The sequence below is a fragment of the Nocardia wallacei genome, from assembly GCF_014466955.1.
GTDB lineage: Bacteria > Actinomycetota > Actinomycetes > Mycobacteriales > Mycobacteriaceae > Nocardia > Nocardia wallacei.
Genome location: NZ_AP023396.1, coordinates 5,153,669 through 5,172,988, shown reverse-complemented (window position 1 = coordinate 5,172,988; position 19,320 = coordinate 5,153,669). Strand labels below are relative to the sequence as shown.

Below are 19,320 nucleotides of genomic sequence, written 5' to 3'. Positions count from 1 at the left end.
CATGACGGGCTGGGAAGGACGCGGACAGGTGTCGCAGCTGCTGCCCGAGGGTGATCCGGGTCGGCCGCGCCGTCCGGAGTCCGGCACGCCGCCTGCCGACGACGGTTCGAACGCGCCGACGGGCGGGCAGCCGCTCGCGCCCGGGCTGCTGCTGCGGCTGATCCGGCGGCAGGAGATCGCCTTCGCCGCTGTCGGCGGGGTGAACACGCTGCTGGGCATGGTGCTCACGGTGGTGTGGCTGAAGGTGCTGCCCGACAGCTGGCCGCCCGCGACGGCCGTGGCCCTGGCCTACTGCATCACCATCGTGTTCGCCTTCGTGGCGCATCGGACGCTGGTGTTCCGGGTGCGCGGGCACGCGCTGCGCGATTTCGTCCGGTTCGTCCTGGTGAATTCGGGCGGGATGCTGCTGAACATGGCCGGCGTGCAGCTGGCCGTCGGCGTCGCGCACCTGCCCGAGACGCCGGCGACCGTGGCGGTGATGGGTCTGGTGGCGGTGGCGAGCTTCTTCGGGCACCGGCACTTCTCGTTCCGGCGGCCACCGCGCCGCCCCGCGGTGACCGGCGGGTAGGTTGTCGGTCATGGCGGAGGAAACCTTGGATCCCACCCTGCTGAGCCTGCTCGCCTGCCCGCAGGACAAGGGGCCGCTGTCGCTGGTGCACGATCGCGACGGCAACACCGTGCTCTACAACCCGCGCCTGCGGCGCGCCTACCCCGTCGACAACGGGATCCCGGTGCTGCTCGTCGACGAGGCGCGCGAGGTGAACGCGCAAGAGCACGAGGCGTTTTCGGCGCAGGGCTGAATTCTCCGCGCGGACCTCACCGAGGCGGCAGCTCCAGGTCGCCGGTGAGATAGCGCTGAATCGTCGGGCCGACGACGACGGCCAGTTCGTCCGGGGTCATGGACGCCAGCGGTTCCACGCAGACCACCTTGCGGGCGATCAGCAACCCGATCATCTGCGAGGCGGCCAGCAGCACCCGCGGCACGCCGGTGCCCGGGGGACTGTCCGCACGTTCGCGCACGTCTCGCAGGACCACTTCCAGCAGGAACGCGCGTGCCAGCGCCGGGTCGTTGCCGCCGCCGAGAATGCTGCGCAGGGTCGCGACGGCGTGCACGCCGATCGGTGAGTCCCAGATGCCGAGCACCGTGCGCACGATCGTCGCACCCAGCTGCTCGGTGGGCGCCGCGGCGATGCGGTCGCGGATCAGCGCCGGGTCGAGCGGCAGATCCAGTGCGGCGGTGAGCAATTGCTGTTTCGTGCCGAAGTAGTGGTGCACGAGGGCGGGGTCGACGCCCGCCTGTCCGGCGATGGATCGGATCGACGCCTTGTCGAAACCCACCTCCGCGAACCGGATTCGTGCCGCGTCCAGGATCGCCTCCCGCGTCCCGGACTGTCCGGGCCGCCGTCCGCTGCGCCCGGAACCGCCGTTCGCGCCGGGACTGTCCTCGCCCGTCACGCCGTCCGCCGCCGTAGCGTGGCGGCGCCCAGAGCCAGTGCGACAGCGGCGAATCCGGCCACGACGCCCAGATCCCGCCACATCTCGCCGGTCGCGCCGGGATGCCGGGACACCTGCTGCAGCGCGTCGACGGCGTAACTCAGCGGCAGCAGATTGCTGATCACCTCCAGCCAGTCCGGCAGCTGGCCGCGCGGCACCAGCAGCCCGCACAGGAAGAACTGCGGCCCCACCACCAGCGGCATGAACTGCACGGCCTGAAACTCGGTGCGCGCGAACGCACTTGCCAGCAGACCGAGCGCCACCCCGAGCATCGCGTCCAGCACGGCGATCAGCAGCACCAGCCACACGCTGCCCTCCGAGCGCAGCCCCAGCAGGCCGAAGGACACCAGACAGGCCAGTCCGGCCTGGGCGGCGGCCGCGGTGGAGAAGGCGGTGCCGTATCCGGCCAGCAGGTCCAGCTTCGACAGCGGCGTCGTCATCAGCCGCTCCAGGGTGCCCGAGGTCCGCTCGCGCTGCATCGCGATGGCGGTGATCAGGAACATCACGATGAACGGCAGGATGCCCAGCATGCTGATCCCGACGCGGTCGAACAGCCGCGGGGCGCCGGGCATCGCCGGGGTGTCGCGATAGACGAAGTACAGCAGCGACATCAGCAGCGCCGGCACCAGCAGCAGCATGGCGACCGTGCGATGGTCGGCGCGCAACTGCCGCAGGATGCGCGCGGAGGTGGCGGTGTAGCAGCGCAGCGGGGCTGTCGTCGTCATCGGGGCTCTCCCATTCTGATCAGGGCGAGGAAGGCGTTCTCCAGGCTCGATTCGCCGGTGTCGGCGCGCAGTTCGGCCGGGGTGAGCTGGGCGAGCAGCTGTCCGTCGCGCATCAGCAGCAGGCGGTCGCAGTGTTCGGCCTCGTCCATGACGTGGCTGGAGACCAGCAGCGTGCGGCCCTGGGCGGCCAGGGCGTGGAACTGCTCCCAGAGTTCCACGCGCAGTACCGGATCCAGCCCGACGGTCGGTTCGTCGAGCACCAGCACCTCCGGATCGGCCACCAGGGCGCAGGCCAGTGAGGCGCGGGTGCGCTGGCCGCCCGACAGCTGGTTGCCGCGCTGGCGGGCGTGCCGGGTCAAGCCGACCGCGTCGACGGCGGCCGCGACATCGTCGGCCGAACGTCCGTACAGCGCAGCGAAATACGAGACGTTGTCGGAAACGGTGAGGTCGTCGTAGATGCTCGGCGCCTGTGTCACGTATCCGACGCGGGCGCGCAGCCCGGCGCTGCCGGCTTCCTCGCCGAGCACCCGCACGCTGCCCGCCTCGATCAGCTGCGTGCCGACGATGCTGCGCATCAGGGTGGTCTTGCCGCAGCCGGACGGCCCGAGCAGGCCGGTGATGCAGCCGCGGGGCACGGTCAGTGAGACGTCGTGCAGGACTTCACGTCCCCCGCGGTGCACCCGCAGGTGCTCGACCGCGATGGCGGGGGACGGATCCGGTGCCGTCATGGGTCACCCTCTTATTCATCGTGCGTTGAATTCACTGTGTGATGAATTGTGCGCCGGATGCGGTTCGGGCGCAACCCCGGCTCTGCCCCAGACCAGGGCCTCGATCGCCGGGGTCTCGCCGGACCGGTCAGCGCGGCCGCCGAAGGGATCGCACGGGGAGCGGATTCGACGTACGGTCGGTGGCGTGGCCGGTTGCGTGGCGCAGCCGATTGCGACGAAGGGGGAGCAGTCGATGACCGGAACCGCACCGGCGCTCACGGTGGCCGAACGCGTGGTCGATGGTGTGCGGTGCGCCGTGCACGACAGCGGGCCGTCCGAGTCCCCGACGGCCGTGGTGTTCGTGCACGGGAACCCGGGACCGATGGACGACTGGGCGGAGCTGGCGCCGGAGATCGCCGGGTTCGCGCGCGTGATCGCCATGGACATGCCGGGCTTCGGGCGCTCGGAGCGGCCGAAATCGTTCGAGCACAGCGTGCTCGGGCACGCGCGATTTCTCGGTCTGCTACTCGACGACCTCGGGGTCGAGCGGGCGCACCTGGTGCTGCACGACTTCGGCGGGCCGTGGGGACTGCGCTGGGCACTGGACCACCCGCGGCGTCTGGCCAGTCTGACCATGATCAACACCGGCGTCCTCGACGGATACCGCTGGCACCGGTACGCGAAGATCTGGCAAACCCCGGTGCTCGGCGAGCTGTTCCAGCTGGCCGGTACCCCGCGCGCCATGCACGCCGCGCTCAACCGCGACAACCCCGTCCCGCTGCCCCGGGCCTACGTCGACCGAGTCTGCGGCTATGCGGACTGGGGCCACAAGCGCGCGGTGCTCCGGCTCTACCGCAACTCCCGCGACCCCGCCGCCGCCTTCCCCGAACGACACCTCGGCCTCACCGCCGACACCCTCCCGACGTGCGTGATCTGGGGCGCCGGGGACCGCTACATCCCGGTCCGCTTCGCCGAACAACAGCGAAACCACTTCCCCCGGGCCGAAATCCACATCCTCGAGGGCCTCGGCCACTGGCCGTTCATCGACAACCCCCAGGCCGTCCGCACGTTCCTATCCGCATTCCTGCGCAAACACGCCGGAGCATGAATCTCGGCCGCCGACCGAAACGTCGATCTCATGCACCGTACCGGCGCTGCCGGTCGGCGAAATTGCGTAGCGCCCGCAGGAAGTCGATCTCGCGGAAGGCGGGCCAGTACGCCTCGCAGAAATAGAGCTCGGCATAGGCGCTCTGCCACAGCAGGAAGTTCGACAACCGCTGCTCTCCGCTGGTCCGGATCACCAGATCCGGGTCGGGCTGGTCCGGGGTGTACAGGTGGGCGGCGAGATCCTCGGCGGTGAGGCTGTCGGCGATGTCCGCCAACGACTTTCCACTACCCGCGCTCTCGGAGAGCAGGTCGCGGAACGCATCGACGATCTCCTGCCGGCCGCCGTAGCCGATCGCCAAGGTGACGTGCGCACCGGTCGTGCAGGTACGAGTGGCTTCGACGGCCTGTTTCAGCGCGCGGGCTGTGGTGTCGGGCAGAGCATCGGGTGATCCGGCGATGTGCAGCTGCCAGCGGGAGCCGGGGTGGCCGAGCCGATCGGTGACCAGGTCCTCGACCACGCGCATGAGGAAGTCGATCTCGTCGTCGGCTCGATTGCGCAGGTTCTCGGTCGAGCACAGGAACACCGTGACATACCGGATGCCCAGATCTTCGCACCAGGACAGCACGTTTTCCGCATGCTCGGCACCGTATCGATGCCCCAGCCGGGTGTCGGAGAGACCCTTGCTGCGGGCCCAGCGCCGGTTGCCGTCCATGATCAACCCGACGTGACGGGGTAGCCGTGCGCCCGCGAGCTGCCCCCGCAGCCGGCGGGCATACAGGCGGTACGGCAGGTCCGTGACGCGCATACGCAGTCTGATCCTTTGCTGGAGAAGGGAATCGCCTCGATGCCGGCGAGGCCGACGACGGGTGTGAAACTACCCATCGCATCCCCCGCGACGGTGGAGTCGGCGTGGCGACCTTGTGGAGATTTCGTGCAGCCCCCGGCGGGTTCTCATCGCAGCCGTCGCGTGCGGGGCCGGCTGTTGTTCGGAGATCCAGTGGAAGCGGTCGGATCGAAGGTGACGTGGATCACAAAGGAGGCTGTCACGTTTCCCGCGGCTGCCCTGTCCCATAGGCGACTCACCACCAACGACCGCTTGGAGCTGATCATGAAAACCCACGAGATCGTCGTGCTCGGCGCCGGGTACACCGGCATGCTGGCCACCGTCCGGCTGGCGCATCGCACCCGGGGCCGCGGCGTGCGCATCACCCTGGTGAATCCTTCGGAGCGCTTCACCGAACGGCTGCGGATGCATCAGATCGCGGCGGGGCAGGAGCTGGCCGATCGCCGTATCCCGCGGCTGCTCGCGGGCTCGGGGGTGGACTTCCGCCGGGCCGCCGCGACCGCCATCGATCCCGCCGCGCATCGCGTGACCCTGGACGATGGGACCGACCTCGCCTACGACACGCTGGTGTACGCCCTCGGCAGCGTCACCGACACCGCTGTGGTGCCGGGCGCTGCCGAGCACGCGTGGACGCTGAACGATCCGCGCCTGGCACACCGCTTCGCACGCCGCCTGGCCGAGGTCGCGGCCGATCGCGGCACCGTCACCGTGGTCGGCGGCGGCCTCACCGGCATCGAAGCCGCCACCGAACTCGCCGAGAGCCGTCCGGAACTGACGGTCACCCTGGTCGCGGCCGATGCGCCGGGGTCGATGATGGGTGATGGTGCCCGGGCCTACCTGGACGCCGCGCTGGATCGCCTGGGCATCATCCGCAAGGTCGGTGTGCGGGTGACCAAGGTGCTGCCCGACGCCATCAGTCTGTCCACCGGCGAACTGATGGCCTCGGACCTGACCCTGTGGACCGCCGGAGTACGCGTGCCCCGGCTCGCCGCGGATGCCGGAATCGCCACCGACGCAAAGGGTTTGGTCGTCACCGACGGTACCCTCCGTTCGGTGTCGCACCCCGACGTGTATGCCGTCGGCGACGCCGCCGCGGTGCGCCAGGCGTGGGGCGAGATCCACGGCACCTGCCAGAGCGGGATTCCCACCGCCGCCTACGCCGCCGACGCCATCGCCCGGCGACTGCGCGGCAAGAAGGTGCGGCCGTTCCGCTTCGGCTACTTTCATCAGCCGGTCAGCCTGGGCCGCCGGGACGCCGTCATCCAGTTCACCCACGCCGACGACACCCCCAAGCGCTGGTACCTGACCGGCCGCACGGCGGTCTTCTACAAGGAGAGCGTCAGCAGCAGCCCGATCCCCGTCTACTCGATGAGCAAGCGGATGAACGTCCCGGTGGCGCTGTCCAAGGGCGGCCGGGCCACCCGCTGAGCTTGCCGATCGGCCGCCGCCCGGAAAGCATGAGACCATGCCGGACCATGTGAGCACCGACCCGTTCGTCGCGCACCGGCGACTGCTGTTCGGCACCGCCTACCGGATGCTGGGCAGCGTCGCCGACGCCGAGGACGTGCTCCAGGACGCCTGGCTGAAATGGCACGCCACCGACCCCGACACGATCGACCATCCGAAGGCGTATCTGGTGCGTACCGTGACGAATCTGTCGCTGAATCGGCTCACCTCGGCCCGTGCCGTGCGCGAGACCTACGTCGGCCCGTGGTTGCCCGAACCGCTGCTCACCACGGCCGACGCCGCCGCGGAAACCGAGACGGCCGACACCGTGTCGACCGCGATGCTGGTCGTACTGGAAACCCTCGGCCCGGTCGAGCGCGCCGTGTTCGTGCTGCGCGAGGTCTTCGGCTTCTCGCACGCCGAGATCGGTGAGTTCCTCGACCGTCCCGAGTCGACGGTGCGCCAGATCGCCCACCGCGCCCGCGCGCACGTCCACGCCCGCCGACCGCGCTACGACGCCGATGCGGCCACCCGGCGTGAGATCACGGAGAAGTTCCTGACGGCCGCGCACGGCGGCGACGTCAACGCGCTGATGGCCCTGCTCGCCCCCGATGTCACGCTGTGGAACGACGGCGGCGGCAAGGTCACCGCGGCCCGCCGCCCGCTGCACGGTCCCGACCATGTCGCGCGCTGGATGCTGGGCGCCATGGCCAAACCCACCTCGGCCGGTGCGCGGCTGGCGCCGGCCACCATCAACGGCGAGCTCGGACTGCTCGTGCTGGTCGGTGATCGGCCGGTCGGAGCCCTGAGTTACGACATCCGCGACGAGCGTGTGGAGAACATCCGTTTCCAGGTCAACCCGGACAAGCTGAGCGGCCTGCGCGGCGGCGTGGACATGCGCTGAGTGGGAAGGTGGGGCTATGTCCGGGGGTCGGTCGCCGGGGCGGGCATGACGCTGGTCATTGGGACACAGGGTCTTTCGTCATCTCCCACGCGAGAACGCTCGGATTGTGCCGGTCGTCCGAGTTAGGGTGATCCGCACTGGGGGAGAGCCCCGCTACTGATGAGAACTGTTCTGCGGTAAGGAATTTCGAAATGATTACGAACAAGCGGCGCGCCGCGGGACGGACCCCCTTCGGATTGGCGCCGCTGCTGTTCGCGGGCGCCGTCGCCACGTCGGCCTTCGTCGCACCCACTGCGACCGCCGCTCCCGTCCAGAACGTGTGCGGTGCCGGCCAGTACGAGAACGTCGACCACACCTGCGTGCAACGCCCGCAGCAGAGTTCCACTCCGCCGGACGGCGCCACCGCACAGTGCAAGGACGGCACCTACAGCTTCAGCCAGCACCGCCGGGGCACCTGCTCCGGGCACGACGGCGTCGACCGCTGGTTGTGACCCGCCCCCGGATAGGGACGCGATGAGGGATCGGCCCGGCACGCGGGGTGCCGGGCCGATTCGTCGGACGGGTGCGATTGGCCCGGCGCGGCATGGTTCTGGACAATGGACCGCTGTGTCTGCCGAGGAACTTGCCGTCGAACCACCCGCGGCCGCGCGCCGCCTGCTCGGCGCGACGTTGTGGTCCGGTCCCGTCGCCGTCCGAATTGTCGAGGTGGAGGCGTACGGCGGGGACCCGGCCGGGCCGTGGCACGACCCGGCCGCGCACTCCGGCCGCGGCCGGACCCCGCGCAACGCCGTCATGTTCGGACCGCCCGGCGTGCTGTACGTCTACTTCAGCTACGGCATGCACACCTGTGTCAACGTCACCAGCGGACCCGACGGCGTCGCCAGCGCCGTGCTGATCCGCGCCGGTGAGGTGATCGCCGGGCACGAGACCGCCCGCGCCCGCCGACCGGCCGCCCGCACCGACGCGGGCCTGGCCAAGGGGCCGGGCAATCTGGGCAGCGCTCTGGGCATCACCTTGGCCGACTACGGCACTCCACTGTTCGATCCCGACTCGCCGATCCGGCTGGAACTGGGTCCGGAGATCACCGAGTCCGCAGCCGTCGCGGTGGGGCCTCGCGTCGGCGTCAGCCTGGCCGCCGATCGGCCGTGGCGGCTCTGGCTGACCGGCTCCCCGGCGGTGTCGGCCTATCGGCGCAGCCCGCGGGCACCGAAACTGGAACGGCCGGCCTGAGCGCGGTTCACCGCGCCGCCTCCGTCCGGAACTCGGTGTACAGCTTCCACAGCACCTCGGCCGATACCTCCGTGCCGGTTTCGTCGGTGTGACGCTGCACCGCGCGGGCGAACTCGATCTGCTCGTCGCGTGCGAGGGTGATGCCGTACTCGGTCTCGAGCAGGTAGGCGATCCCGCCCTTGCCGGACTGTGAATTGACGCGGATCACCGCCTCGTAGGAACGGCCGACGTCGGCGGGGTCGATCGGCAGATATGGTACCTCCCAAGCGATTTCGCGCTCGTCGGCGTGCTGCCGCGCTGCCCGGGCGCGATGTTCGGCGAAACCCTTCCGGATCGCGTCCTGGTGCGTCCCGGAGAAGGCCGTGTACACCAGATCGCCCACATACGGATGCCGCGGATGGACCGGCAGGCGCGTGCAGTACTCCACTGTGCGCCGCACCTGGTCGATATCGGAGAAGTCGATCCGCGGATCCACGCCCTGCGCATGCAGATTCAGCGCCAGCGTGGCGATGTCGACATTGCCGGTGCGCTCACCGTTGCCGAACAGACAGCCCTCCACCCGCTGCGCCCCGGCCAGCACCGCCAGTTCGGCGCACGCGATGCCGGTGCCCCGGTCGTTGTGCGGATGCACCGACAGCACCACGCTGTCCCGGCGGGACAGGTTGCGATGCATGTACTCGATCTGGTCGGCGTACACGTTCGGTGTCGCCACCTCCACGGTCGCGGGCAGGTTGAGCGTCACCGGACGCTCCGGCGTCGCGTCCCACAGCGTGGTCATCGAATCGCACACCGCCAGCACGAAATCCGGCTCGGTGAGGATGAAGACCTCCGGGGAGAACTGGAACCGGACGTTGGGCAGGTGCCCGGCCAGTTCCCACACGTCGCGCCCACCGGCGTGGATCAGCTCGGCCACCTCGTCGCGGGTGCGGCCCAGCACCACCTGTCGCCACCGCGGCGCCGTCGCCGTGTACAGGTGGATCACCACGTCGTTGGCGATGCCGTCGACCGCCCGCACGGTCCGCTCGATCAGATCGCGGCGGGCCGGAGTGAACACCACCAGCGTGACGTCCGCGGGCGCCAGCTCCGCATCGCGGATCAGCCGGACGAAATCGAAGTCGGCCTGTGAGGCGCTCGGATACCCGACCTCGATCTCCTTGTAGCCCATGGCCACCATCAGCTCGAAGAAGCGGCGCTTGCGGGCCGGATCCATCGGCTCGGCGAGGGCCTGATTACCGTCGCGCAGGTCGACGGGGACCCACAGCGGCGCCTCGGTGATGCGGTTCGACGGCCATCGCCGATCGAACTCCGGGACCGAAACCCGTTCGTGCACAGCTCGATACCGGTGTGACGGCATGGTGGAAGGGCGCTGGCGATTCCAAGGAAACATGATCGGCGTTGCTTTCGCGTCGGAGGTGTGACCGGCGCAGCCCAGCAACCCGCGGGCAGGGTGCCGGTCGATCAGACCCCGCCGCGGCGGCCGAGGAGAAGCAGTCCCTGTCCCATGTGGCTTAGACTAACCAGAAACAACTCCTCAGACAAGCAGAGAGGTAGACGGGCTTTGGCGCACGTACAAAGGCATCCGCTGGCCGCTCAGGCCGCCGAGGTCCTACTCGGCCGGATCCGCGCCGGCGAATGGCCGCTCGGCCACAAGCTGCCGGGGGAGACCACGCTGGCCGCCCAGCTCGGCGTGGGCCGGTCCACCTTGCGTGAAGCCGTCCGGGAGCTGGCAGGTCGCGGTGTGCTCGAAAGCCGCCAGGGCGCAGGGGTTTTCGTCACCGCGCTGGAGGTGACCGAGGACTGGGACACGCTCCTGCGCCGCGCCGACATCGTCACGGTGATCGAGGCCCGCATCGCCATCGAAGCGGAGGCCGCGGCGCTCGCGGCGCACCGCCGCACGCCTGCGGACCTGCGCGTGATGTGGCGGGCCCTGGCCGCTCGCGCCGAAGCCGGTCCCGCGGTCGAGAGTCTCGTCGACGCTGACACCGCCTTCCACCGCACGGTCGTCACCGCGGCCCACAACGACGTACTCACCAGCATGTTCGACGCCTTCGTCCCGCGCTCGCGGCACGCGATGATCGATATGCTGCGCATGCGCCCGCTGCCCGACGAAGGCGCCGACCATCGTGCCCACGAACTCCTGCTCGACGCCGTCCGCGCCCGGGACAGCGCGGCCGCGGCCACGGCGAGCCGGGTGCATCTGACCTCGTTGAAGGCTGTTTTCGCTTGAGCCTCGATCCGGCACGTCCCGGCGATTCGCAGGCGTGATCGGGTTCCGGCGTGTGGTGGCCCGGTGCACGGGGGACCGCAGGGCGTGGGGAAAGATAGGGCGACGTGAGCGTCGACATCATCGATGAACTGAGCTGGCGTGGGCTGATCGCGCAGTCCACCGACCTGGGCGAGCTGCGATCCGAGCTGGCGAAGGGACCGATCACCCTCTATGCCGGTTTCGATCCGACCGCGGCGAGCCTGCACGCCGGGCACCTGGTGCCGCTGCTGACGCTCAAACGATTCCAGCAGGCCGGTCATCGCCCGATCGTGCTGGCGGGTGGGGCAACCGGACTGATCGGCGATCCGCGCGACGTCGGTGAGCGGGTGATGAACTCGACCGACACCGTCGCCGCCTGGGCCGACCGCATCCGCGGCCAACTCGAACGTTTCGTCGACCTCGACGACTCGCCGACCGGCGCGATCATCGCGAACAACATGGACTGGACCGGCCCGCTGAGCGCGGTCGACTTCCTGCGCGACATCGGCAAGCACTTCTCGGTGAACGTCATGCTCGCCCGCGAGACGGTGAAGCGCCGCCTCGACGGCGAAGGCATCTCCTACACCGAGTTCAGCTACATGTTGCTGCAGGCCAACGACTACGTGCAGCTGCGCCGCCGGCACGACTGCCGGTTGCAGGTCGGCGGTTCCGACCAGTGGGGCAACATCATCGCGGGCGTGGAACTGAATCGGCGGCTGGACGGCGAGCACGTCCACGCCCTCACCACACCGCTGGTCACCTCGTCGGACGGCAAGAAGTTCGGCAAGTCCACCGGCGGCGGCAGTCTGTGGCTGGATCCCGAGATGACCAGCCCGTACGCGTGGTACCAGTACTTCGTCAACACCGGTGATGCGGATGTCGTGCGATACCTGCGCTGGTTCACCTTCCTCGACCGCGAGGAACTGGACGAACTCGAGCGGGCAACCGAGGAACGTCCGCACGCCCGGGAAGCGCAGCGCCGGCTGGCGGCCGAGATGACAACGCTGGTGCACGGCGAGGCGAACACACACGCGGTCCAGCTGGCCAGCCAGGCCCTGTTCGGGCGCGGCGATCTGCGCGAACTGGACGAGTCGACCCTGGCGGCGGCACTGTCGGAGGCCGCTGTCGACGGCACGGTCGCGGAGGCCGGCGACGGCGCGACCATCGTGGACCTGCTGGTGGCCGCAGGGCTGTCGGACAGCCGCGGTGCGGCGCGGCGAGCGGTGAACGAAGGCGGCGCCTCGGTGAACAACACCCGCATCTCCGACCCCGAATGGACCGCCGCGGACAGCGACTACCTGCACGGGCGCTGGCTGGTGCTGCGGCGCGGGAAGAAGAACTTCGCCGGAGCCCGGCGCGCCGGTCGATGAAGATCGCCATGACCTGAGTCACACCGGTGTGATTCAGGTCGGGCGTACCCCCGACCTCGCCTTCCTGACCTGCGGAAATGTCGAGCGTCTTGGGGATTTGACGATCCGTTATCCGACACGTAACTTATTCCAGGTCAGAGCGACACGGACGCCGACCCGGAGCCAGCAGGCCCGGGACACGAGGTAGGACGGGGAGCGCCTGGCGGTCGGCAAGACTGTTCGACACCCCGAGCTTGACTCGACGGGTGAGAGTGGTTAGGCTGGAAAAGTTGCCTCTAGAGAAGGTCGAAGAAAATCGGCCGGATCTTGGGTGCGTGTGTTCTTTGAGAACTCAATAGTGTGTCGATGAATGTCAGTGCCAATTATTTTGGTTCCTGTTTCTCATACCCCCGTGTGAGGGCAGGACATTTTTGTCAGCTATTTTCCGGCTGGCGTTTTTAAGTTAGGTTTTCGGACTCTGGTTCGAGATTTCTTCCGATTGCGCTTTCGAGCGTGGTTGTGAGTCTTCAACGGAGAGTTTGATCCTGGCTCAGGACGAACGCTGGCGGCGTGCTTAACACATGCAAGTCGAGCGGTAAGGCCCTTCGGGGTACACGAGCGGCGAACGGGTGAGTAACACGTGGGTGATCTGCCTCGTACTCTGGGATAAGCCTGGGAAACTGGGTCTAATACCGGATATGACCACGAGTCGCATGGTTTGTGGTGGAAAGATTTATCGGTGCGAGATGGGCCCGCGGCCTATCAGCTTGTTGGTGGGGTAATGGCCTACCAAGGCGACGACGGGTAGCCGGCCTGAGAGGGCGACCGGCCACACTGGGACTGAGACACGGCCCAGACTCCTACGGGAGGCAGCAGTGGGGAATATTGCACAATGGGCGGAAGCCTGATGCAGCGACGCCGCGTGCGGGATGACGGCCTTCGGGTTGTAAACCGCTTTCGACAGGGACGAAGCGTGAGTGACGGTACCTGTAGAAGAAGCACCGGCCAACTACGTGCCAGCAGCCGCGGTAATACGTAGGGTGCGAGCGTTGTCCGGAATTACTGGGCGTAAAGAGCTTGTAGGCGGTTTGTCGCGTCGTTCGTGAAAACTTGGGGCTCAACCCCAAGCTTGCGGGCGATACGGGCAGACTAGAGTACTGCAGGGGAGACTGGAATTCCTGGTGTAGCGGTGAAATGCGCAGATATCAGGAGGAACACCGGTGGCGAAGGCGGGTCTCTGGGCAGTAACTGACGCTGAGAAGCGAAAGCGTGGGTAGCGAACAGGATTAGATACCCTGGTAGTCCACGCCGTAAACGGTGGGTACTAGGTGTGGGTTTCCTTCCACGGGATCCGTGCCGTAGCTAACGCATTAAGTACCCCGCCTGGGGAGTACGGCCGCAAGGCTAAAACTCAAAGGAATTGACGGGGGCCCGCACAAGCGGCGGAGCATGTGGATTAATTCGATGCAACGCGAAGAACCTTACCTGGGTTTGACATACACCAGACGCCGGCAGAGATGTCGGTTCCCTTGTGGCTGGTGTACAGGTGGTGCATGGCTGTCGTCAGCTCGTGTCGTGAGATGTTGGGTTAAGTCCCGCAACGAGCGCAACCCTTGTCCTGTGTTGCCAGCGGATTATGCCGGGGACTCGCAGGAGACTGCCGGGGTCAACTCGGAGGAAGGTGGGGACGACGTCAAGTCATCATGCCCCTTATGTCCAGGGCTTCACACATGCTACAATGGCCGGTACAGAGGGCTGCGATATCGTGAGGTGGAGCGAATCCCTTAAAGCCGGTCTCAGTTCGGATCGGGGTCTGCAACTCGACCCCGTGAAGTTGGAGTCGCTAGTAATCGCAGATCAGCAACGCTGCGGTGAATACGTTCCCGGGCCTTGTACACACCGCCCGTCACGTCATGAAAGTCGGTAACACCCGAAGCCGGTGGCCTAACCCCTTGTGGGAGGGAGCTGTCGAAGGTGGGATTGGCGATTGGGACGAAGTCGTAACAAGGTAGCCGTACCGGAAGGTGCGGCTGGATCACCTCCTTTCTAAGGAGCATTTGCACTGTCCGGTCCGAGGAGTCGGATCTGGAGGTGCCAGAGCCGCTTATGTTCCCGAATGTGGAACTGCGGTGCTCATGGGTGGAACGCTGACATGTGCCGGTCTTCGGGCCGGATGTAGTCGACACACTATTGGGTCCTGAAAGAACAGACGTTCTTTCTGGGAAATCATGACGATCCGTTCGGGTTTTCGTTAGTACCGCGCAGCGTGCTGTGGCTGGCTTCGAGGTTCGATCCGATGCGGGTGTGTTGTTTGAGAACTGCACAGTGGACGCGAGCATCTTTGTTTGTAAGTGTTTAAGGGCGTTCGGTGGATGCCTTGGCACCAGGAGCCGATGAAGGACGTGGGAGGCTGCGATATGCCTCGGGGAGCTGTCAACCGAGCTGAGATCCGAGGATTTCCGAATGGGGAAACCCAGCACGAGTGATGTCGTGTTACCCGCATCTGAATATATAGGGTGTGTGGAGGGAACGTGGGGAAGTGAAACATCTCAGTACCCACAGGAAGAGAAAACAATTGTGATTCCGTGAGTAGTGGCGAGCGAAAGCGGATGAGGCTAAACCATGCGGATGTGATAGACGGCAGTCGTTGTCCGTGTGGGGTCGTGGGAGCATTCTTCTTGCTACTGCCGTAGTGAGCGAGAGTCAGAAAACAAGCTGTTAGTCGAAGTGGCCTGGGACGGTCCGTCGTAGAGGGTGAGAATCCCGTAGACGAAAACAGTTTGTCTCTCGTGAGTGTTTCCCGAGTAGCAGCGGGCCCGTGAAATCTGCTGTGAATCTGCCGGGACCACCCGGTAAGCCTGAATACTACCTGGTGACCGATAGCGGACTAGTACCGTGAGGGAAAGGTGAAAAGTACCCCGGGAGGGGAGTGAAATAGTACCTGAAACCGGACGCTTACAATCCGTCAGAGCCTTCTTTGTGGGGTGATGGCGTGCCTTTTGAAGAATGAGCCTGCGAGTCATCGGTGTGTGGCGAGGTTAACCCGTGTGGGGGAGCCGTAGCGAAAGCGAGTCCGAATAGGGCGTCTGAGTCGCATGTCATGGACCCGAAGCGGAGTGATCTACCCATGGCCAGGGTGAAGCGTCGGTAAGACGACGTGGAGGCCCGAACCCACTTAGGTTGAAAACTGAGGGGATGAGCTGTGGGTAGGGGTGAAAGGCCAATCAAACTCCGTGATAGCTGGTTCTCCCCGAAATGCATTTAGGTGCAGCGTCACGTGTTTCACACTGGAGGTAGAGCTACTGGATGGCCTAGGGGGCCTACAAGCTTACCGAAGTCAGCCAAACTCCGAATGCCGGTGTGTGAGAGCGTGGCAGTGAGACTGCGGGGGATAAGCTTCGTAGTCGAGAGGGAAACAGCCCAGATCGCCGGCTAAGGCCCCTAAGCGTGTACTAAGTGGAAAAGGATGTGAGATCGCTGAGACAACCAGGAGGTTGGCTTAGAAGCAGCCACCCTTGAAAGAGTGCGTAATAGCTCACTGGTCAAGTGGTCTTGCGCCGACAATGTAGCGGGGCTCAAGTACACCGCCGAAGCCGCGGCACTCCAGCATGTACATTCCCTTCGGGGCAGTGGTTGGGGTGGGTAGGGGAGCGTCCTGCAGCCAGGGAAGCGCCGGAGTGATCCAGGTGTGGAGGCTGTGGGAGTGAGAATGCAGGCATGAGTAGCGAAAGACGAGTGAGAAACTCGTCCGCCGGATGACCAAGGGTTCCTGGGCCAGGTTAATCCGCCCAGGGTGAGTCGGGACCTAAGGCGAGGCCGACAGGCGTAGTCGATGGACAACGGGTTGATATTCCCGTACCCGTGTATCCGCGCCCAATGGCGAATCAGTTGTGCTAAGCGCCCTGAACTGGCGGGATCTCCTTCGGGAGACCTAAAAGGGATGCGCGTGACCCTGGCTGTAGTAGTCAAGCGATGGGGTGACGCAGGAAGGTAGCTGGGCCCGGTGGTGGATTACCGGGTGTAAGCCTGTAGGGCGAGGCATAGGCAAATCCGTGTCTCATACAGCCTGAGAGGTGATGCGTAGCCGTTTGAGGTGAATTCAGTGATCCTATGCTGCCGAGAAAAGCCTCTAGTGAGTTGGTACACGGCCCGTACCCCAAACCGACACAGGTGGTCAGGTAGAGAATACCGAGGCGATCGAGAGAACTGTGGTGAAGGAACTCGGCAAAATACCTCCGTAACTTCGGGAGAAGGAGGGCCCGGTCCGGTGAACGCCCTTGCGGTGGGAGCTGGGTTGGGTCGCAGAGACCAGAGAGAAGCGACTGTTTACTAAAAACACAGGTCCGTGCGAAGTCGTAAGACGAGGTATACGGACTGACGCCTGCCCGGTGCCGGAAGGTTAAGAGGACCGGTTAGCCCTTTCGGGGGCGAAGCTGAGAATTTAAGCCCCGGTAAACGGCGGTGGTAACTATAACCATCCTAAGGTAGCGAAATTCCTTGTCGGGTAAGTTCCGACCTGCACGAATGGCGTAACGACTTCTCTGCTGTCTCCACCACAGACTCGGCGAAATTGCAGTACGAGTAAAGATGCTCGTTACGCGCGGCAGGACGAAAAGACCCCGGGACCTTCACTATAGCTTGGTATTGGTGTTCGGTACGGTTTGTGTAGGATAGGTGGGAGACTGTGAAAGCGGCACGCTAGTGTCGTGGGAGTCGTCGTTGAAATACCACTCTGGTCGTATTGGACTTCTAACCTCGGACCGTGATCCGGTTCAGGGACAGTGCCTGGTGGGTAGTTTAACTGGGGCGGTTGCCTCCTAAATGGTAACGGAGGCGCCCAAAGGTTCCCTCAGCCTGGTTGGTAATCAGGTGTTGAGTGTAAGTGCACAAGGGAGCTTGACTGTGAGACAGACATGTCGAGCAGGGACGAAAGTCGGGACTAGTGATCCGGCACCGGCGTGTGGAAGCGGTGTCGCTCAACGGATAAAAGGTACCCCGGGGATAACAGGCTGATCTTCCCCAAGAGTCCATATCGACGGGATGGTTTGGCACCTCGATGTCGGCTCGTCGCATCCTGGGGCTGGAGTAGGTCCCAAGGGTTGGGCTGTTCGCCCATTAAAGCGGCACGCGAGCTGGGTTTAGAACGTCGTGAGACAGTTCGGTCTCTATCCGCCGCGCGCGTTAGAAACTTGAGGAAGGCTGTCCCTAGTACGAGAGGACCGGGACGGACGAACCTCTGGTGTGCCAGTTGTTCCGCCAGGGGCATGGCTGGTTGGCTACGTTCGGAAGGGATAACCGCTGAAAGCATCTAAGCGGGAAGCCTGTTCCTAGATGAGGTTTCTCACCACTTCGAGTGGGTAAGGCCCCCAACAGATTATTGGGTTGATAGGCCGGAACTGGAAGCGCAGTAATGTGTGGAGGTGACCGGTACTAATAGGCCGAGGGCTTACCAACGAAGGTGTTACGCGTCCACTGTGCGGTATCTGAAACAACACACGATGTGTGTGGATAGTTTCATAGAGTTACGGCGGTTATAGCGGTGGGGAAACGCCCGGTCCCATTCCGAACCCGGAAGCTAAGCTCACCTGCGCCGATGGTACTGCACTCGACAGGGTGTGGGAGAGTAGGACACCGCCGGAACATACTTCCCGAAAAGGGGGCCCATACCGTGGGTCCCCTTTTCGTCGTTCCGGGGCCGGTGCCGTGTGGCGGCGAGGCCGCCGGCGCGTGGTTCAATTCGAGAACGAAGCATGAACAGAGAAAGGGATCACCGTGTCGGAGCACAACGACGGTCGGAAGCCCTTCCGCCGCAGCAGCGGGTCCGGCCAGGGTGCTGGCTCCGGACGTCCCGCGCGCGAGCGGTCGGGCGAGGACCGGCCGTACGAGCCTCGGTCCGGCCGCGGCGGTGATTCCGATCGCGGCGGCCAGGACCGCCGTCCGAACAGCGGCGGAGGTTTCCGCCGCAGCGGCGGTCAAGGCGAATCGGGCCGTGGCGCAGCAGGTTCCGGCCGCGGCGCGGGAGAGAACAGAGGCGGCTTCAAGCGCGGAGCGGACCGCTCGTACGGCGATAATCGTGGGCGATCCGACCGTGGTGACGACCGGCGGGGAGGTGGCGACCGCCCGGACCGGCCGTACCGCGACAGCCGAGGTGGCGACGATCGTCGTGGTGCGCCCGATCGCCCATACGGCGACCGGCGCGGCAATTTCGATCGGGGTGGCGGTCGGCCCGGCGGTGACCGTGGCGGCTACACCCGTGGCGAGGGCCGCGGTGGCTTCGATCGACCTGCGGGCGACCGTCGTGACAGCGGTGGACGCGGTGGGTTCGGTCGTGCCGGGGAGAAACGTGATGACACCGGGCGTGGCGGATTCCGGCGCGGGGGCGACCGCCGAGCAGATGCCGGTCGGGGCGGAGACGAGCGGGGTGCGGCAGCCGATCGAGAGTTCGGCGACCGGAACCTCGACCGCGCCGACAGCGGGCCCGGCCCGGAGCGTCGGCGCGGCGGTGAAGGCGCGCATGCCGCGGGCGGTCGCGGAGCCGATCGGCGCGACGCGCGGCCGGAGGAGCCGGCGCTGCCCGACGACGTCGAGGCCGGTGAACTCGATCCGGCGGTCCGCCGCGATCTGCTGAGCCTGGACAAGAACAATGCCGAGACGGTGGCCCGTCATCTGGTGATGGCGACCCGCCTGCTCGAGGAGGACCCGGAGCAAGCGCTGGCGCACGCGCGGGCCGCGCGGCAGCGGGCCGGACGGATCGCCGTGGTCCGCGAGACCGCCGGTGTCATCGCCTACCACGCCGGTGAATGGGCGGAGGCGCTGTCGGAGTTGCGGACGGCGCGGCGGATGTCCGGTGGGTCCGGTCTGCTCGCGGTCATGGCGGACTGTGAACGCGGTCTGGGCCGTCCCGAGCGGGCCATCGAACTGGGTCGCAGCGACGAGGCGCGCAGGCTGAAGGGCGACGAGGCTACCGAACTGCGGATCGTGGTCGCCGGGGCTCGCATGGATCTCGGCCAGTACGACCAGGCGGTCGTGACGCTGCAGACCTCCGAACTGGACCCGGGGCGCACCGGTTCGGCCGCCGCGCGTCTGTTCTACGCGTACGCGGAGGCCCTGCTGGCCGCCGGTCGCGGCGACGAGGCCCTGACCTGGTTCCTCAACGCCGCCTCCGCCGATCTCGACAGCGAGACCGACGCCGAGGAGCGCGCCGACGAACTCGCCGGTGGCGCAACCGATGTCGAGGACGAGTAGGGTTCCGAGGTTCGGAGTGGGTG

General features: G+C 66.3%; 13 protein-coding genes, 3 rRNA genes and 2 pseudogenes. 13 read left to right on the top strand and 5 right to left on the bottom strand.

The features are described from left to right. Position 1 precedes the first annotated feature (1 nt). Complete coding sequence (locus NWFMUON74_RS22700) at positions 2 to 568, top strand: GtrA family protein (protein WP_187689348.1); 567 nt, start codon at positions 2 to 4, stop codon at positions 566 to 568. A gap of 10 nt (positions 569 to 578) precedes the next feature. Beyond that, complete coding sequence (locus tag NWFMUON74_RS22695; RefSeq protein ID WP_187683840.1) at positions 579 to 800, top strand: Trm112 family protein; 222 nt, start codon at positions 579 to 581, stop codon at positions 798 to 800. Between the two features lie 16 nt (positions 801 to 816). On the opposite strand, the gene NWFMUON74_RS22690 is transcribed toward NWFMUON74_RS22695, so the two are convergent. From NWFMUON74_RS22690 to NWFMUON74_RS22680, 3 genes are read right to left on the bottom strand one after another with little or no spacing between them, the layout of a single operon-like run. Beyond that, positions 817 to 1,455, bottom strand: a complete 639-nt coding sequence (locus tag NWFMUON74_RS22690; protein ID WP_187683839.1) for a TetR/AcrR family transcriptional regulator — start codon at positions 1,453 to 1,455, stop codon at positions 817 to 819. After that, the gene (locus NWFMUON74_RS22685; RefSeq protein ID WP_187683838.1) at positions 1,452 to 2,219 is read right to left on the bottom strand and encodes an ABC transporter permease; all 768 of its coding nucleotides are present in this window, start codon (positions 2,217 to 2,219) and stop codon (positions 1,452 to 1,454) included. The genes NWFMUON74_RS22690 and NWFMUON74_RS22685 overlap by 4 nt, the downstream gene beginning before the upstream one ends. Then, entirely contained in the window at positions 2,216 to 2,947 is a 732-nt protein-coding gene (locus NWFMUON74_RS22680; RefSeq protein ID WP_187683837.1) for an ABC transporter ATP-binding protein, read from the bottom strand. The genes NWFMUON74_RS22685 and NWFMUON74_RS22680 overlap by 4 nt, the downstream gene beginning before the upstream one ends. 232 nt (positions 2,948 to 3,179) lie before the next feature. Here NWFMUON74_RS22680 and NWFMUON74_RS22675 point away from each other — a divergent pair, with 232 nt between their 5' ends. Further along, entirely contained in the window at positions 3,180 to 4,034 is an 855-nt protein-coding gene (locus tag NWFMUON74_RS22675; RefSeq protein WP_187683836.1) for an alpha/beta fold hydrolase, read from the top strand. A gap of 28 nt (positions 4,035 to 4,062) precedes the next feature. Here the strand turns inward: NWFMUON74_RS22675 and uppS are convergent, their stop codons facing one another. Further along, on the bottom strand, positions 4,063 to 4,839 hold the full coding sequence (uppS, locus tag NWFMUON74_RS22670; RefSeq protein WP_187683835.1) for a polyprenyl diphosphate synthase: 777 nt from the start codon (positions 4,837 to 4,839) through the stop codon (positions 4,063 to 4,065). A 213-nt stretch (positions 4,840 to 5,052) separates the two neighbouring features. On the opposite strand from uppS, the gene NWFMUON74_RS22665 reads away from it, so the two are divergent. From NWFMUON74_RS22665 to NWFMUON74_RS22650, 4 genes are all read left to right on the top strand, one after another. Further along, positions 5,053 to 6,306, top strand: coding sequence for an NAD(P)/FAD-dependent oxidoreductase (locus NWFMUON74_RS22665; RefSeq protein WP_342213116.1), 1,254 nt, complete (start codon positions 5,053 to 5,055; stop codon positions 6,304 to 6,306). Between the two features lie 37 nt (positions 6,307 to 6,343). Beyond that, positions 6,344 to 7,228 carry an RNA polymerase sigma-70 factor gene (locus tag NWFMUON74_RS22660; RefSeq protein ID WP_187683834.1) on the top strand — a complete coding sequence of 295 codons (885 nt, stop codon included), beginning with the start codon at positions 6,344 to 6,346 and terminating at the stop codon, positions 7,226 to 7,228. Between the two features lie 191 nt (positions 7,229 to 7,419). Continuing rightward, positions 7,420 to 7,719, top strand: coding sequence for a DUF3761 domain-containing protein (locus tag NWFMUON74_RS22655; RefSeq protein WP_187683833.1), 300 nt, complete (start codon positions 7,420 to 7,422; stop codon positions 7,717 to 7,719). 115 nt (positions 7,720 to 7,834) lie between these two features. Next, on the top strand, positions 7,835 to 8,458 hold the full coding sequence (locus NWFMUON74_RS22650) for a DNA-3-methyladenine glycosylase (RefSeq protein WP_232110519.1): 624 nt from the start codon (positions 7,835 to 7,837) through the stop codon (positions 8,456 to 8,458). A gap of 34 nt (positions 8,459 to 8,492) precedes the next feature. Here the strand turns inward: NWFMUON74_RS22650 and NWFMUON74_RS22645 are convergent. After that, positions 8,493 to 9,812: pseudogene (locus tag NWFMUON74_RS22645) on the bottom strand (2-isopropylmalate synthase); the annotation flags it as partial. A gap of 204 nt (positions 9,813 to 10,016) precedes the next feature. Between NWFMUON74_RS22645 and NWFMUON74_RS22640 the strand changes: the two are divergent. The 6 genes and pseudogenes from NWFMUON74_RS22640 to NWFMUON74_RS22615 form a co-directional block, all read left to right on the top strand. Then, positions 10,017 to 10,685, top strand: coding sequence for a FadR/GntR family transcriptional regulator (locus NWFMUON74_RS22640; protein WP_232110518.1), 669 nt, complete (start codon positions 10,017 to 10,019; stop codon positions 10,683 to 10,685). A gap of 104 nt (positions 10,686 to 10,789) precedes the next feature. Then, positions 10,790 to 12,073, top strand: coding sequence for a tyrosine--tRNA ligase (tyrS, locus tag NWFMUON74_RS22635; RefSeq protein WP_187683829.1), 1,284 nt, complete (start codon positions 10,790 to 10,792; stop codon positions 12,071 to 12,073). Between the two features lie 506 nt (positions 12,074 to 12,579). Then, positions 12,580 to 14,098: ribosomal RNA gene (locus tag NWFMUON74_RS22630) — 16S ribosomal RNA — on the top strand. 299 nt (positions 14,099 to 14,397) lie between these two features. Then, positions 14,398 to 17,506 (top strand): 23S ribosomal RNA (locus NWFMUON74_RS22625). A gap of 69 nt (positions 17,507 to 17,575) precedes the next feature. Then, positions 17,576 to 17,692 (top strand): 5S ribosomal RNA (gene rrf, locus NWFMUON74_RS22620). The 16S, 23S and 5S rRNA genes sit together here, the layout of an rRNA operon. 549 nt (positions 17,693 to 18,241) lie before the next feature. Next, positions 18,242 to 19,297 (top strand): annotated as a pseudogene (locus NWFMUON74_RS22615) (hypothetical protein); the annotation flags it as partial. Positions 19,298 to 19,320 lie beyond the last annotated feature (23 nt).